Genomic DNA, 15,699 nt, shown 5'->3' on the forward strand with positions numbered 1-15,699 from the left:
CCAACGGACGGGGCATGATGCCCGCCTTCGGCAAGAAGCTCTCCTCCGAGGAGATCACGGCCATGGTCGAGTTCATCCGCTCCAAACAGAAGCACGCGGACGATTAGTTCCGCCCGTTTCACCAAATACAAATAGAGCTGCCGGCTCCGCAGGAAGCCGGAAGCCGCGACCATGGAGGGTCGCGCAAATCCGGAGGTTGCACATGCAACCGACGGATTTGTAAGGGGATCGAAGACCGCGTTCTTCGATCCCCGTCAAGCAAAACGTCCACGGACGGACGTTTTGCGATCCGATCACAGCTGCCGGCTCCGCAGGAAGCCGGAAGCCGCGACCATGGAGGGTCGCGCAAAACATCCATCACCAAAATCACAGGCAACCTGAGCGATTCCGGACCGTTTGTCGACCGGTTACGGTTGCCACCATGCAAGAGGACCACGGACGGGCCTTTTGCGATTCCATAACCATCATGAACCCCGACCAGCTGTTCAACCTCGACCTGATCCGCAAGTACGACAAGGCCGGGCCCCGCTACACCTCCTACCCGACCGCGCCGATGTTCCACGAAGGGGTCGATGCCGAGGCCTACGGCCGGGCGCTCGACCGGGCCTCCTCGGCGGAGGGACCAATCTCGATCTATCTCCACGTCCCCTTCTGCGACACCGTCTGCTACTACTGCGGCTGCAACAAGATCGCCACCAAGCAGCGCCACCGCGCGGTGCCCTATGTCGAACACATGCTGCGCGAGATCGAGCTGCTCGCCGGACGGCTGGGACGGGCGCGCAAGGTATCGCAACTGCACTGGGGCGGCGGCACGCCCACCTTCCTCAACGGCGACCAGTTCCGCCAGCTGATGGGGGCATTGCGCGACCACTTCGACTTCCTGCCCGATGATGAGGGCGAATACAGCATCGAGATCGATCCGCGCGAGTGCGACGCCGGGATGGTGGCGCTGCTGCGCGAGCTGGGCCTCAACCGCATGAGCATGGGGGTGCAGGATTTCGACCCGGCGGTGCAGAAGGCGGTCAACCGCATCCAGAGCAAGGAGGAGACGCTGCACATCCTCACCGAGGCGCGGCGCCACGGCTTCCAGTCGATCAACATCGACCTGATGTACGGCCTGCCGCTGCAGACCATCGAGAGCTTCGACGCCACGCTCGACACCATCATCGACTTCTCGCCCGACCGCATCGCCCTGTTCAACTACGCCCACCTGCCGCACATGTTCATGCCGCAGCGGCGCATCGACGCCAGCCAGCTCCCCTCCCCGCAGCAGAAGCTGGCCATCCTCAAACACAGCATCGACAAACTGCTTGGCGCCGGCTACTGCTTCATCGGCATGGACCACTTCGCCAAGCCGGACGACGAGCTGACCATCGCCCAGCGCGAAGGGAAGCTCTACCGCAACTTTCAGGGCTACTCCACCCACGCCGACGCCGACCTGGTCGGCATCGGCATCACCGCGATCGGCTATATCGACAACACCTTCGTGCAGAACGACAAAACCATCGACGGCTACTACGCGGCGATCGACCAGGGCCGGTTCGCGGTGTTCCGTGGCTACCGCCTGTCCGATGAGGATCTGCTGCGGCGCCATGTGATCATGCGGCTGATGTGCGACTTCGCGCTCGACTTCCGCGCGGTCGAGCAGCGCTTCGGCATCGACTTCCGCGGCCACTTCGCCGAAGCGCTGGCCGAGCTGGAGGAGATGGCCGAGGACGGCCTGCTGGAGCTCGGGGACGACCGGATCACCGTCCGCACCGCCGGGCGGATGTTGATCCGCAACATCGTCATGCCCTTCGACGCCTATCTGCGCAAGAAGAAGGAGGGAGTAACCTACTCCAAGGTACTCTAGCCGCCCCGCCCCCCTCCAAGGAAGCGGGCGATGCGCTCCACCCCCAGCTTGAGCGACTCCATGTCGGTGGCATAGGAGAAGCGCACATGCCGCGCCGCCCGATGGCGGCCGAAATCGGCGCCGGGGGTGACCGCCACCCCCGCCTGCTCCAGCAATCGGCGGCAGAGCGCACCGCTCTCATCGGTGATGCGCGACACATCGGCGTAGATGTAGAAGGCCCCCTGCGGCGCGACGACGATCTCGAACCCGAGGGGGGGAAGCGCCTCCAGCAGATAGCGCCGGCGCGCGTCGTAGGCGCGGCGCATCGCCTCCACCTCCGCGCGGCACCCCAGCGCCGTGATCGCCGCCTGCTGCGACAGGGTCGGCGCGGCGATGAAGATGTTCTGCATCACCCGGCGGCAGGGATCGATCAGCTCCGGCGGCACGATCAGCCAGCCCACCCGCCAGCCGGTCATCGCCCAGCGCTTGGAGAAGCTGTTGACCACGATGGCGCGCGCATCGACGGCCAGCGCGGTCTGCGCGCGGCAACCGTAGGTCAGCCCGTGGTAGATCTCATCGGAGATCAGCCAGCCACCACGTCTGCGACAGGCGGCGGCCAACCCGGCCAGCGCCTCGGGATCGATCAGCGTGCCGGTGGGATTGCCCGGCGAGACGACCACCGCCGCCCGACAGCGGTCGCTCCAGTGGTCGAAGAGCCGCTCCGCGCTCAGGTGGTAGCGGCTGTCGGCATCAACAGGAATGTTGACCGGCTCCCCGCCGGCCAGCCGCACCAGATTGCGCTGGCAGGGGTAGCCGGGATCGGGCAGCAGCACCCGATCGCCCGGCTCGAGCAGCGCGGCGTAGAGCAGGGTGAAGGCACCGGAGCTGCCCGGGGTGATCAGGATCCGCTCGGGCTCGACCGTCACGTCGTACTCCCGACGGTAGAAGTCGGCGATCGACCGCTGCAGCGCCGGCGCGCCGGTCGAGGGGGTGTACCACTGCCCGTCCTGCTCGAGGCCGCGGCGCGCCGCCTCCACCACCGGCGGGGGAGTGGGGAAGTCGGGCTCGCCGATCTCCATGTGGACGATGCGCCGCCCCTCCGCCTCCAGCGCCCGGGCCCGCTCGAGCAGCGCCATCACCCGGAAGGGCTCGATGGCATCGATGCGCGCCCCCCCCCGCTCCACACGTCGCTTCGTCATCGCAGTCGCAGCCGGACCCTCCATGGCACAACCAGGGAGCAAGGCTGATCGATCGGACGAAGCCCGTCCAAGAGCGCGGCAAATCGGAGTGGCACCGGCCGCCCACGACCGGAAGCGCGCCTCGAAGTGTCAGCCAAAGTGGCGGCCAGGCACCATTTCCCCTAGCCTTGCACCGCGTTCCGCAGCCTGCCCGGAACATGCTCGGGTGCATCGGGTCGGGGAGGCGCTCCCGGAAAGAGCGGCGGCAAGGCATCCTCCGATCGCCGCCCATGCAACATGGATGACGGCTTCGTAGAGGCCGGCGTCCGCGGCCAGGAGGGCCGCGCAAAACCGGAGGTTGCGCACGCAAGCGACGGTTTTGTGGGGGGATCGAAGACCGCGCTCTTCGATCCCGTCGAGCAAAAAGCCCACGGACGGGCTTTTTGCGATTTGACCATGAATATCGCGATCCTGCCGGGAGACGGCATCGGACCGGAGATCATCGCCGAGACGGTCAAAGTGCTGGAGCTGCTCAACCACCGCTTCGCGCTCGGCGCCGAATGGGCCTTCGCCCCCATCGGCGGCGCCGCCTTCGATGACGAAGGGGACCCCTACCCCGAAACCACGCGCAGGCTGGCGCGCGCCAGCGACGCGGTGCTGCTCGGTGCCGTCGGCGGCCCCAAATGGGAGCGGCTGGAGAAGCCGCTTCGTCCGGAGAGCGGACTGCTGGCCATCCGCGCCGACCTGGAACTCTACGCCAACTATCGCCCGGCCCGTGTCTTCGACCAGTTGGCCGGGGCGTCGACCCTCAAGGAGGAGGTGATCCGCGGCGTCGACCTGCTGGTGGTGCGCGAGCTGGTCTCCGGCGTCTATTTCGGCCGGCCGCGCGGCATCGAAGATGGCCCCGACGGTCGGCGCGGCTTCAACACCATGGCCTACACCGAGGCGGAGATCGCGCGGATCGCCCGCGTCGCCTTCCGCGCGGCGCGTCTGCGGCGCAACCGGGTCTGCAGCGTGGACAAGGCCAACGTGCTCGACTGCTCGGAGCTGTGGCGCGAGGTGGTCGGCCGCGTCCACGCCGAGGAGTTCCCCGATGTGGAGCTCAGCCACATGTACGTCGACAACGCCGCCATGCAACTGATCCGCGATCCGAGGCAGTTCGATGTGCTGGTCACCTCCAACCTCTTCGGCGACATCCTCTCCGACGAGGCGTCGATGCTCACCGGTTCGATCGGCATGCTCCCCTCGGCTTCGATCGGCGACCACCACGCCCTCTACGAGCCGATCCACGGCTCGGCGCCGGACATCGCCGGCCGGGACCGGGCCAACCCGCTGGCCACCATCCTCTCGCTGGCCATGATGCTGCGCTTCTCGTTCGATCGGGCTGATCTGGCCGACAAGATCGAGGCGGCCGTGGAATGCACGCTCGACGACGGCATCCGCACCGCCGACCTCGGCGGCACCACCGGTTGCCGGGCGATGGGCGAGGCCGTCCGCGCCCGGCTGGAGGCGATGGCATGACCACGGCACGACGAACCACCGACGGTCGTGAAGGCCTCCTCCCCCACAACCCCGCCGGCTACCGCGTCGCCGTGGTCGGCGCCACCGGCGCGGTCGGCCGCGCCATGCTGGAGATCCTCCACAACCGCCGGTTTCCGGTGCGCGAGCTGATTCCGCTCGCATCCAGCCGCAGCGCCGGCTCCATCGTGGAGTTCGGCCGCGAGGAGCTGCTGGTCGGCGACCTGGCCGATTTCGACCCGGCCGGCTGCGACCTCGCCCTCTTCTCCGCCGGAGGCGACACCTCGCGGGAGCATGCGCCGCGCTTCGCCGAGGCCGGCTGCTTCGTCATCGACAACTCCAGCGCCTGGCGGATGGATCCGGAGGTGGCGCTGGTCGTCCCCGAGGTCAACCCCCATGCACTGGAGACGGCCCGGCGCAACCGCATCATCGCCAACCCCAACTGCTCGACCATCCAGATGGTGGTGGCGCTCGCCCCGCTCCATCGCGCCGCGGAGATCCGCCGCATCGTGGTCGCCACCTATCAGGCGGTCTCCGGCGCCGGCAACCGGGCGATCGAAGAGCTGGCGAGCCAGACGCGCAACCTGCTCTGCGGCACCGAGGCCGAGGTCGAAGTGCTGCCGGCTCGGATCGCCTTCAACGTCATCCCGCAGATCGACCGCTTCCTCGACGACGGCTACACCAAGGAGGAGCACAAGATGATGGAGGAGACGCGCAAGATCCTGGAGTGCGACACCATCGGCGTCTCGGCCACCACCGTGCGGGTGCCGGTCTTCTACGGCCACTCCGAGGCGGTCAACGTCGAGTTCGCCCGGTCGATGGATGCCGACCGCGCCCGTGATCTGCTGGCCGAGGCCGACGGCGTCTGCGTGGTCGACGATCCGGCCGGTGAAGACTATCCGATGGCCAGCGAGGCCGGCGGCACCGATCCGGTCTGGGTCGGACGGATCCGCAACGACGCCAGCCGCCCCAACACCATCGACATGTGGATCGTGGCCGACAACATTCGCAAGGGGGCGGCGCTCAATGCCGTCCAGATCGCCGAGCTGCTGGTGGAAGGTGGATGAACGCGGCACGGGCATCCAACCGGCGACGGCGAGGGGAGGGTGAAGGGATGACGCTGGCGTGCAACATCGACAAGGCCGGCCCTGCAGATCGCCCGCGTCCAGATACGGCCGGGCGACTTCGCCGCCCAAGGGCCGCCATCGCGGGAGCCACTGCGACGGAATCGGGAGTGCGGCGCCTCCTCGCAGAGGCGCGTGGAGGAGCGATCCGGAGGATGGTGCTGCTGCCGGTGCTGCTCTGGCTCCTCCTCCCGGCGCCCGCCGGCGCCGTCTCGCTGGGGCGCATCGAGGTGGCCAGCCACCTGGGCGAGCGCTTCTTCGCCGAGATTCCGCTCAAGCTCGATCCGGGCGAGAGCCTCTCCACCATCTTCGTCGACCTCGCCTCACCGATCGAGTACCGCTTCCTCGAGGTCTACCGCGACAGCGCCATCGACGATCTAAAAACCACCGTCCGGCAGGACCGGCGCGGTCTGCGGGTGGAGATCGCCAGCAGCAAGCCGCTGCAATCGCCCTACATCAACCTGGTGCTACGGCTGCGCCACGGCCGCGCCACCCACTTCAAGAAGTATCCCGTCTTCCTCCCGCTGCCGGAGAGCGCTTCACCGCCGCCCGCCCGCAAACAGCCCCCGAAGCCGGAGGTGTCGTCCCCCACCCCTGCAGCCGTCGCCACAGAGGCCGCAGACTCCTCCGGCGACACCCTCACCCTGAAGGAGGCGCAGGGGGCCTCCCCCTTCAAACCCTTCTCCGGCTGGGCGCGCACCGGCCGCTACGGCCCGATCGTCTACGGCGACACCCTGATGACCGTCGCCCGCAGACTGCGCATCGACCAGCGCTACACCATGGCCCAGGTGATCATCGCCCTCTTCCGCAAGAACCGGGATAAGTTCAGCCATGACAACATCAACCTGATCAAGGCGGGCAGCTACCTCGACACCCCGACCGCCGCCGAGGTGGAGGCGATCAGCCGAGCCGAGGCGCGCGCCGAGATGGAGCGCCAGACCCGCGCATGGAAGGAGCTGATCAAGCAGGAGCGCTACGCCCGCGTGGCCGAGGCGCAAAAACACCGCTACAGCAAACGGGTGCGGGTGGGCGGCCGCGCCGAGGGGCACCGCATCTCCGGCGGGAAGCCTCACGCCGCCGCTCCCGCCGCACCGGTGATGACGCCGCCTGCCGCCGGGGCGGCCCCATCCGGGCCGGAGGCGACGACCGCCCCCCCCGCACCGCCGCAGCCCACACCGCAGCAACCCGCCGCCGGCGCGCGGATCGCCCGGCTTGTGGCGGACAACGCGCTGTTGCGGGCGACGGTGAAGGCCAACAACAAGCGAATCGCCGAGCTCGAACGAAAACTGGCCGCCGCCGGCACCACCCCCCCGATGACCGCCAGGATCAAACGGCTGGAGGCGGAGGTGCTGCGCCTGCAGCGGCAGCGCTCCCAGGAGCAGGCCCAGGCGGAGGGGCAGATGCAGCGGATGGTGTGGCTGCTCTACGGCGCGGCGGCGTTCATCCTGCTGCTGCTGGTGGCCATCGCCGTCCTGATGCGGCGTCAGCCGCAACACCCGGCGCAGGAGCCGGCCACCATGCCGCCGGTGGAGCCGGCGCGGTCGGCACCGACAGCGGCGGAGACCGCCCGAGGCGTTCCGACGGCGGCGACCGAGACGCCGCCCCGGCAGGAAGCACAGACCGAGGCGGAGGAGCAGCACGCGGCGGAGCAGGCGGCGGAGCCCGAGCCCTCCCCTCCGGCGGAGGAAGAGCACGCGGGTTCGACCGGGGAGGAGGCGCGGCCCAAGCCCGATGATGTCGACTACCTGACCGAGGCCGACGTCTACCTGCGCTACGGCATGGAGGAGGAGGCGGAGCAGCGGGTGCGCAAGGCGCTAGAGCTCGATCCGCAGAACTCCACTGCCCACGCCAAGTTGGTCGAGATCCGCCGGGCGCGCGGCGACGATGCGGGTGCCGAAGAGGCGAAACGCCGGGCACTCGCCCTGCTCGAAGGAGCGGCGCTGGCCGAGTTCACGCGGCTGGTCGGCGACGCCGCCACATCACCCACCCCGGCGGAGTCCGCACCGGCCGAGGCTGCCTCCCCCGAGGAGCGGGCGCCGGCGGAGGCGGCGGATGCGCCGCACGCCGCGATGGAGCCGTCCGCTCCGGCCGAACGGGAGGATGCGCCGTCTGCTCCGCAACCGCAGCCGCATACCGCAGAGGAGCAGACCGCAGAGGGACCGGGTGCGGCGCCCTCCCCTCCATCGGCAACGGATGAGGATGCGCTGCTCTCCTCGCTGCTCGGCAGCGCGGAGGCGGCGCCGACCGGGGATGTGGAAGAGGAGGAGGAGATCCTCGATCTCTCCGGTGCCGCCGGCGGAACCACGGAGGAGGATCTGGAGGCGCTGCTCTCCTCGCTCGAAGGCGGGGCGGAGGGGCCGACGCCAGAGGAGGCGGAGCCCGGTGACGACGCGGGCGGGGAGCATACGGTGCAGGAGGAGGCGTCGACGGGGGAGCTCTCCTTCGATCTCTCCGGCATCGACCTCTCCCGGGCCCGGGTGGAAGAGTCGAGGATCGACACCGAACCATCGCCCGATGCAGGGGATCTCGAGTTCGACGCCACCGGCCTGGACCTCTCCGGCATCACCCTGCCCGGAGCGGCGGCCGCGGCCGCCGCTACCCCGGAGGAGGCCACCCCCTCCGAAGAGGCGCCCGCAGAGGTGGCGGCGCAGACCACGGCACACCCCGAAACCGATGGCGGCATCGACGGGCCATCCACGGCGGAATCGCAAGAGGATACGCCTGCAGCCGACGACGGCGCCACGGCGGAATCGCAAGAGGATACGCCTGCAGCCGACGACGGCGCCACGGCTGAGAGGCAGGAGGAGGAATCGGTACCGCCCGCATCCGGGACGGAAGGGGCCGGTGACCCGCTGGAGATCTCCCTGGAGATGGACGACCTCGACGCCCTGCTGGCCGAGGAGGCCCCTTCCTCCGCGCCCCCCCAGGGGGATCGCCCCGACGCAACGGCGGCCGAGGAGGGCCGGAAGCGGAACGAGAAGGGATCGGCCCCATCCATGGATGACGAGCTGGGCGCCCTGCTCGACGGGCTCGACGAGCTCGATTTCGACGGCGGAACCGGAAAGTAGCACCGCTCCCCCTCCGCCTCCTACTCGCCCTGCTGCTGGTCGGCGCCACACTGGCCTGCGATACGCTCCGGCGCTCGGCGGCCGCCCTGGCCCTGCTTCTGGCCCTGCTGCTGCTGCAGGGGCATGCGCCGCAGACGTTGGTCCGTTGCTGGCGCACGACCCGCTGGCTGCTCGCCCCCATCGCCCTGCTCCACCTCGCCTTCACCCCCGGCATGCTGCTCTGGCCGCAACTGCCCTGGTCCCCCTCGATCGAGGGGGCTGCGGCCGCCGCCCGGCAGTCGCTGCGGTTGATCGACTGGTTCCTCGCCGCCAGCGCCGCCTTCCACCTGCTCACCCCCGAGGAATGGCGCTGCTGCATGCAGCGGTTGCCGCTGCCCGCGCAGTGGCGGTTGGCCGTCACCGCTCTGCCGCCGCTGCTCGCCGCCTCACGGATCATGATCGGCCGCATGCGCCAGCGCTGGCGATTGGAGAGGGGGCGGCTGCGCGATCTCCCCATCGCCGCTGCCGCCTGCGTGGCGTTGGTGCTCACGCTGGCCGACCGGCAGGCCGAGGCCCACTGGCTGGCCGAACCATACGGTGAAGAGGGATGATGGTTTCGCAAGAAACCATCATCGCAGCCTTGGAGGGCTGCGCAAATCCGGAGGTTGCGCATGCAAGCGACGGATTTGTAAGGCAATCGAAGACCGCGCTCTTCGATTGCCGTCAAGCAAAAAGTCCACGGACGGACTTTTTGCGATTCGATCAGGGATGACCGAGGAAGCAATCCAGCGCATCGTGCTGGTGCTCGAGTACGACGGCGCCCCTTGGTGCGGCTGGCAGCGTCAGCGCAACGGCACCGCCGTGCAGGCGCTGCTCGATCGGGCGCTGGTCGCGATCGACGGCACCCCACCGACGACGGTCGCCGCCGGCCGGACCGACGCCGGCGTCCATGCGCTGGCCATGGCGGTCCACGCCGATGTCGATCGCGCGCGCTGGCGGCGGGCGCCGGGCGCCTACCTGCACGGCGTCAACGCCCATCTGCCCGAGAGCGTGCGGGTGGTGGCCATCCGCGCGGTGGAGGCCGGCTTCCACGCCCGCTTCGACTGCCTGCAGCGACGCTACCGCTACCGCATCTGGAACCGCAGCGCCGCCCCCAGCGCGCTGGAGCGGTGGCGTCACTGGTGGATGCCGCGCCCGCTCGACCTGGAGGCGATGCGCGCCGCCGCCGCCTGCCTGCTCGGCGAACACGACTTCTCCGCCTTCCGGGCCGCCGGCTGCCAGGCGCGCCACGCCGTCCGCCGCATCGACGCGCTGGAGATCGCGCGCAGCGGTCACGAGATCCGGATCGAGATCGCCGCCGACGCCTTCCTCTACCACATGGTGCGCACCATCGTCGGCACGCTGGTCGAGTGCGGTACCGGTCGCCGCCCGCCCGAGACCATTCCGGAGCTGCTCGCCGGCGGAGAGCGGTCGCAGGCCGGCCCCAACGCCCCGGCGCACGGCCTCTACTTCATCGACGCCCGCTACCGCGACTTCTCCAGCGCGGCGCTGGCCGGGGGATGGCAAAGGTGACGGGTTCGCAGCAGACCGCCGTCGCCGCCCTCTTCGACCGGGATGGTCCGCTGGCCACCGCCCTCCCGGGCTTCCGCCCCCGCCGCGAGCAGCAGCTACTGGCCGGACGGATCGCACGGACCATGGCCGAGGGCTCCTGCCTGATCGCCGAGGCGGAGACCGGCACCGGCAAGACGTTGGCCTATCTGGTGCCGGCGCTGACCAGTGATCAGAAGGTGCTGATCTCGACCCACACCAAGGCGTTGCAGGACCAGCTGATGCATCGCGACCTGCCGGCGGTCCGCCGCGCGTTGGGACGAAGCCGTGCCGTCGCCCTGCTCAAGGGGCGGAGCAACTACCTCTGCCCCCACCGGCTGGAGCAGGCGCTGACCAGCCAACAACTGGAGCTGTGGCAGGAGGCGCCGCTGCTGCAGGTCCAGGCCTGGGCGGAGCGAAGCCGCGACGGCGACCTCTCCGGCCTCCCCTTCGACCCGGTGCGCCGGGGAATCGCCGGCCAGATCACCGCCACCGCCGAACAGTGCCTCGGCGGCAACTGCCCCGAGTTCGGCCGCTGCCCGCTGATGAAGGCGCGCCAGCGGGCGCAGGATGCCGACATCGTGATCAGCAACCACAGCCTGCTGTTGGCCGACGCCCGGCTCAAGGCGGGGGAGTTCGGCGCCGTCCTGCCCGAGTTCGACGCCATGATCCTCGACGAGGCGCACGGTCTGCCGATGCTGGCCAGCCACCACTTCGGCATCCAGCTCACCCGCCACCGCATCCTCTGGTGGATCCGCGACGCCAAGGCGGCACTGGAGGGGGCGGGTGCCCCCGAGTCATTGATCGGCCGGATCGACCGGGAGGGAGGGAGCGTGCTCGAACAGTGGCCCCACGCCCCCATCGACCGGCTGGCCGAGGCGTGGAACCGGCTGCTGGGTCTGATCGATGCGGAGTGGCGCGAAGAGGAGGAGCTTGCCCGGATCGACGAACGGGGCAGGGAGATCGCCGCCGATTTCGCCGCGCTGCAGCAGCCGCAGGAGGGGTACGTCGCCTGGGAGGAGGGGGAGGGCGACCGGCGCGGCTGGCGCGCGGCCCCGGTGGAGACCGGGCCCGTGCTCGATGCCTTCCTCTGGCACTCCCCCGCCGCCTTCGTCCTGCTCTCGGCCACCTTCCGCATCTCCGGCCGGTTCGACCACATCAAGGCACAGCTCGGCCTACCCGAGGCGGAGGAGTCGTTCCACCCCTCCCCGTTCGACTATGCCAATCAGGCGCTGATCTACATCCCCGAGGGGTTGCCGCCGACGACCAGCGACCATGGCGTGGCGCGGGCGGTCGAGCAGATGGAGTCGCTGCTGCGCGCCTCCCACGGGCGCGCCTTCGTGCTGTTCACCTCCTACCGCATGCTGCAGATCGTCGCGCCCCGACTGCAAGCCGCCCTCCCCTGGCCGGTGCTGATCCAGGGAGAAGGCGAGCCGCGCGATGCGCTGCTTGCGCGCTTCCGCGACCAGACCGATTCGGTGCTGTGCGGCACACGCAGCTTCTGGGAGGGGGTCGATGTGCCGGGGGAGACGCTGTCGATGGTGATCATCGACAAGCTCCCCTTCGCACCGCCCGACGATCCGCTACTCGCCGCCCGCATCCGCCATTGCGAGGAGGGCGGCGGCAACGGCTTCCGCGACATCCAGCTGCCCGAGGCGATCGCCGTGCTGCGTCAGGGGGTGGGCCGGTTGATCCGCAGCGAGCGCGACCGCGGTGTGATGGCCATCCTCGACAGCCGACTGCGAAGCAGGCCCTACGGCCGGGAGATCATGCGCAACCTGCCGCCGGCGCCGCTGTGCGGCGATCTGGCCGAGGTACGCTGGTTCTTTGAGGGGGAGTAATGCCGGCATCGCCACCAGTACGGTCGCGCAAATCCGGAGGTTGCGCATGCAACCGACGGATTTGTAAGGGGATCGAGGACCGCGCCCTTCGATCGCCGTCAAGCCTTCGCCATGGAGTCCACAACATGGGAAGAACCCGCGCTACGCTGATCCTGCTGATTCTCTGCTGCACGGCGGCGTCCGCCCACGAACGCCCCGGAGCAGGGGCGGTGGTCTCGGCCCGACCGGAGGCGACCGCCGCCGGTATGGCCATGCTCAAGGCCGGCGGCAACGCCTTCGACGCGGCGGCGGCGGTCGCGCTGGCCCTGGGGGTGGTCGAGCCGGGCTCCTCGGGCATCGGCGGCGGCGGATTCTTCCTCATCCACCTCGCCGACGAGGGGCGCGATCTGGTGATCGACGCCCGCGAAACCGCACCCCAACTGGCCGGCGACGGCGCGATCTACCGCCGGCGATCGAGCATCGACGGGCCGCAGGCGGCCGGCGTCCCCGGCCTGCTCGCCGGCATCGAGCGGCTGCGCAGCCGCTACGGACGGCTGTCGCGCGCGGCCATCGCCCGCCCGGCCATCCGGCTGGCCGAGGAGGGCTTTTCCCCTGGGGCGCGACTGCAACGGATGATCCGCTGGCGGGCGAAGGCGATGAACCCCGCCGCTCGGGCCCGCTTCGTCGGCCTCCGGCGCATCCGGCTGCCGGCGCTGGCCGAGGTGCTGCGCCGCTACGCCGCAATCGGCACGGACGACTTCTACCGCGGCCAGACCGCCGGCCGGCTGGTGGCCGACATGAAGCACGACGGCGGGCTGATCCGGGCGGCCGATCTCGCCGCCTACCGGGTGGTCGAGCGGCGGCCGGTCGCCTTCGACTGGCACGGCTACCGCATCGTCTCCGCCCCACTCCCCTCCTCCGGCGGGCTGACGCTGAAGATGATCCTCGGCATGGTGGCCGGAGACGACCTGGCGGCGATGAGCCGCGCCGACCGGGTCCATCTGCTGGTCGAGGCGATGAAGCGGGCCTACGGCGCGCGCAACCGCTACATGGGCGACCCCGCCTTCGTCACCCCGCCGGACGGGCTGACCGCGCAGGAACGGCTGGCCGCGCTGCGCCACACGATCTCCATGGCGCATGCCACCCCGGCGGCCGCGGTGGGTGCGATGCTCGAGCCGGCCGGCAACGGGCGCGACACCACCCACTTCTCGGTGATCGACCGCGACGGCAACATGGTCAGCGCCACCCTGTCGATCAACTACCCCTTCGGCTCCGGCTACCTCTCCCCCTCCACCGGCATCCTGCTCAACGACGAGATGGACGATTTCGCCACCCGGCCGGGGCGGCCCAACGCCTACGGGCTGGTGCAGGGTGCGGCCAACGCCGTGGCGCCGGGCAAGCGGATGCTCTCCTCGATGAGCCCGACCATCATCCACGGCCCGGAGAGGACGCTGATCCTCGGCACGCCGGGCGGGTCACGCATCATCTCGATGGTGCTGCTCGCGGGGCTGCGCTTCATGCTCCACGAGGGAAGCCCGCAGCAGTGGATCGATCGCGGCCGCTTCCACCACCAGCTCTGGCCCGACCGGATCGAGTACGAACAGGGCGCACTCACCCCCGCGACCATCGCGGAGTTGACCCGCCGAGGCCACCGGCTGCGGCAGATCCGCGACTACGGCAACATGGAGGCGATCCTCTGGCTTAGGAGGAGCGGGGAGGTGGTGCCGCTGGCCGACCGGCGCGGCGAGGGGCGGGGGACGACCACCAGTTCATTCGCGCCGGGTGGGGATGCCACACGCCGGCTTGACGCCGCCGAAGCCCCTCCTATCTTTCGCCGCTGACCGTTGGGGGATCGTCTAGCGGCAGGACTGCGGACTCTGACTCCGTCAACCCAGGTTCGAATCCTGGTCCCCCAGCCAACCCGCCGGCGGCGGTCCACCACCCTGCTCCGCCCGGACCGCCGCCCCACCTCCGCATGCGACGGGAGCGCATCTTGTCTCAGCTAGTTGCCCTGCTGGCGGCCCTGTTCGTCCTTGCCGCCCCAAGCGATGCCATCACCCCCACCCCAGAGCAGCTGCAGAAACTGCAGCAGCTCACCCCAGAGCAGCTGCAGAAACTGCAGCAGCTTACCCCAGAGCAGCAGCGGGCGCTGGCGGCGAGGGTCGCAGGCGGTGGCACCGGCGGCAAGACGCAGGCGGATCGAGCAAAACCCCAATCCGGCCGGACACCGGCTCCGGCGCCCGCAGGCCGCCAACCGAGCAACATCGAACGGCAGTTCAACGGCCGGCTGCTGCCGAGGGTGGTCGATGCCTACTCCCCGTACAGCCAGCTCGGCCCCCAGACGGGCGACCGACAACCCTCGGGGCTGGAGCAGGACGAGGCGTTGCGCCGCGTCCTCGACCGGCAGAGCGACCGGCGCAGACGGACCATCCACCAGCACCTGACACAGTTCGGCTACAACCAGCTCGCCGGCAAGCCCGACTCCTTCGCCCCGGAGACCAACATCCCGATCCCCCCGCAATACCTGCTCGGCCCCGGGGATGAGCTGCAACTGCACTACTTCGGCCGCCGCAACGACACCATCTCGCTGGTCATCGACCGCGACGGCATGGTCTACCTGCCCGATGTCGGTCCGATCGCGCTGGCCAACCTCTCCTTCCACGACGCCAAGGCTTTGCTGGCCCAGACCGTCCGGCACAAGCTCACCGGGGTGACCGCCACCATCACCATGGGGCAGCTGCGCTCCATCCGGATCTTCGTCCTCGGCGAGGCCAACCACCCCGGCTCCTACATGGTCAACGGGCTGGCCACCATCTCCAACGCCCTCTTCATCGCCGGCGGGGTGAGTAAACGCGGCAGCCTGCGCCACATCCTGCTGCGCCGCGGCGGCAAGGTGATCCGCGACCTCGACCTCTACCAGCTGCTGCTCCACGGGGATGGCAGCGGTGACCAGCGGCTGAGGGCGGGGGATGTGGTCTTCGTCCCACCGATCGGTCGTGTCGTGGCGGTCGCCGGAATGGTGGTGCGCCCCGCCATCTACGAGCTGCGTAGCCGCGCCACCCCGGTCCGGGCGCTGCTCGATCTCGCCGGCGGCATCATCCCGGGCGGCGACGCCGACCACATGCAGCTCGATCGGCTGACCGGCGACGGCGGCCGCACCCTGATCGACCTCGACCGCCGCGCGGCCGGAGCCACCATACTGCGCGACGGCGATCTGCTCAAGGTCTATCCGGTGCCGGGCCGCTTCGAGGGGGTGATCACCCTGAGCGGACGGGTGAAGCGCCCTGGAACATACGGCCTCACCAAGAGGGCGACCCTGCGCGACTTCATCCACGCGCGCGACGACCTGCTGGAGGACGCATCCCTCGACTACCTGCTGATCCAGCGCACCGATCCCGCCACACAGCGCCTCTCCATCCTACGGGTACCGCTGCGCCGGCTGCTCGGTCCGGAGGGGGATGCCGTCGATCTGCCGCTGCAGAACCACGACCGGATCTACGTCCTGTCGGAGCGGGAGCTCCATCCGCTCGACCGTGTGGAGGTGGCCGGCGAGGTGCGCAAGCCGGGAAGCTACCCGCTGAGCAAGGGGATGCG

12 protein-coding genes and 1 tRNA gene are annotated in these 15,699 nt (G+C 69.8%); 11 read left to right on the plus strand and 2 right to left on the minus strand.

Translation table 11 applies throughout. From position 1 onward, the window contains the following. A partial coding sequence (locus D6682_07330) for a cytochrome c (protein RMH50264.1) occupies positions 1–107 on the plus strand: 107 nt, incomplete at its 5' end. Positions 108–466: 359 nt separating this feature from the next. After that, on the plus strand, positions 467–1,852 hold the full coding sequence (hemN, locus tag D6682_07335; GenBank protein RMH50265.1) for an oxygen-independent coproporphyrinogen III oxidase: 1,386 nt from the start codon (positions 467–469) through the stop codon (positions 1,850–1,852). Here the strand turns inward: hemN and D6682_07340 are convergent. Continuing rightward, complete coding sequence (locus D6682_07340; protein RMH50274.1) at positions 1,849–2,967, minus strand: aminotransferase class I/II-fold pyridoxal phosphate-dependent enzyme; 1,119 nt, start codon at positions 2,965–2,967, stop codon at positions 1,849–1,851. The genes hemN and D6682_07340 overlap by 4 nt on opposite strands. Positions 2,968–3,459: 492 nt before the next feature. Here D6682_07340 and leuB point away from each other — a divergent pair, with 492 nt between their 5' ends. The 8 genes from leuB (at position 3,460) to D6682_07380 (ending at position 14,024) form a co-directional block, all read left to right on the plus strand. After that, a complete protein-coding gene (gene leuB, locus D6682_07345) occupies positions 3,460–4,530 on the plus strand; it encodes a 3-isopropylmalate dehydrogenase (GenBank protein ID RMH50275.1) in 1,071 nt (356 codons plus the stop codon). After that, positions 4,527–5,594: an aspartate-semialdehyde dehydrogenase gene (locus tag D6682_07350; GenBank protein ID RMH50266.1), complete on the plus strand. Its 1,068-nt coding sequence runs from the start codon at positions 4,527–4,529 to the stop codon at positions 5,592–5,594. The genes leuB and D6682_07350 overlap by 4 nt, the downstream gene beginning before the upstream one ends. Then, on the plus strand, positions 5,591–8,719 hold the full coding sequence (locus D6682_07355; protein ID RMH50267.1) for a hypothetical protein: 3,129 nt from the start codon (positions 5,591–5,593) through the stop codon (positions 8,717–8,719). The genes D6682_07350 and D6682_07355 overlap by 4 nt, the downstream gene beginning before the upstream one ends. Before the next feature lie 137 nt (positions 8,720–8,856). Beyond that, complete coding sequence (locus tag D6682_07360; GenBank protein ID RMH50268.1) at positions 8,857–9,309, plus strand: hypothetical protein; 453 nt, start codon at positions 8,857–8,859, stop codon at positions 9,307–9,309. A gap of 157 nt (positions 9,310–9,466) precedes the next feature. Further along, the gene (truA, locus tag D6682_07365) at positions 9,467–10,270 is read left to right on the plus strand and encodes a tRNA pseudouridine(38-40) synthase TruA (GenBank protein ID RMH50269.1); all 804 of its coding nucleotides are present in this window, start codon (positions 9,467–9,469) and stop codon (positions 10,268–10,270) included. Next, positions 10,258–12,126: an ATP-dependent DNA helicase gene (locus D6682_07370; protein RMH50270.1), complete on the plus strand. Its 1,869-nt coding sequence runs from the start codon at positions 10,258–10,260 to the stop codon at positions 12,124–12,126. The genes truA and D6682_07370 overlap by 13 nt, the downstream gene beginning before the upstream one ends. A gap of 125 nt (positions 12,127–12,251) precedes the next feature. Beyond that, positions 12,252–13,946 (plus strand): gamma-glutamyltransferase, encoded by a 1,695-nt coding sequence (ggt, locus tag D6682_07375; protein RMH50271.1) that lies wholly within the window; start codon positions 12,252–12,254, stop codon positions 13,944–13,946. Between the two features lie 4 nt (positions 13,947–13,950). Further along, a tRNA-Gln gene (locus D6682_07380) sits at positions 13,951–14,024 on the plus strand. Between the two features lie 83 nt (positions 14,025–14,107). On the opposite strand, the gene D6682_07385 is transcribed toward D6682_07380, so the two are convergent. Continuing rightward, positions 14,108–14,359 carry a hypothetical protein gene (locus D6682_07385; protein RMH50272.1) on the minus strand — a complete coding sequence of 84 codons (252 nt, stop codon included), beginning with the start codon at positions 14,357–14,359 and terminating at the stop codon, positions 14,108–14,110. Between the two features lie 45 nt (positions 14,360–14,404). Between D6682_07385 and D6682_07390 the strand changes: the two genes are divergently transcribed. Further along, positions 14,405–15,699: hypothetical protein (locus D6682_07390; protein ID RMH50273.1), on the plus strand; the 1,295-nt coding region annotated here is incomplete at its 3' end.

It is taken from the genome of Zetaproteobacteria bacterium, assembly GCA_003696765.1.
GTDB lineage: Bacteria > Pseudomonadota > Zetaproteobacteria > Mariprofundales > J009 > RFFX01.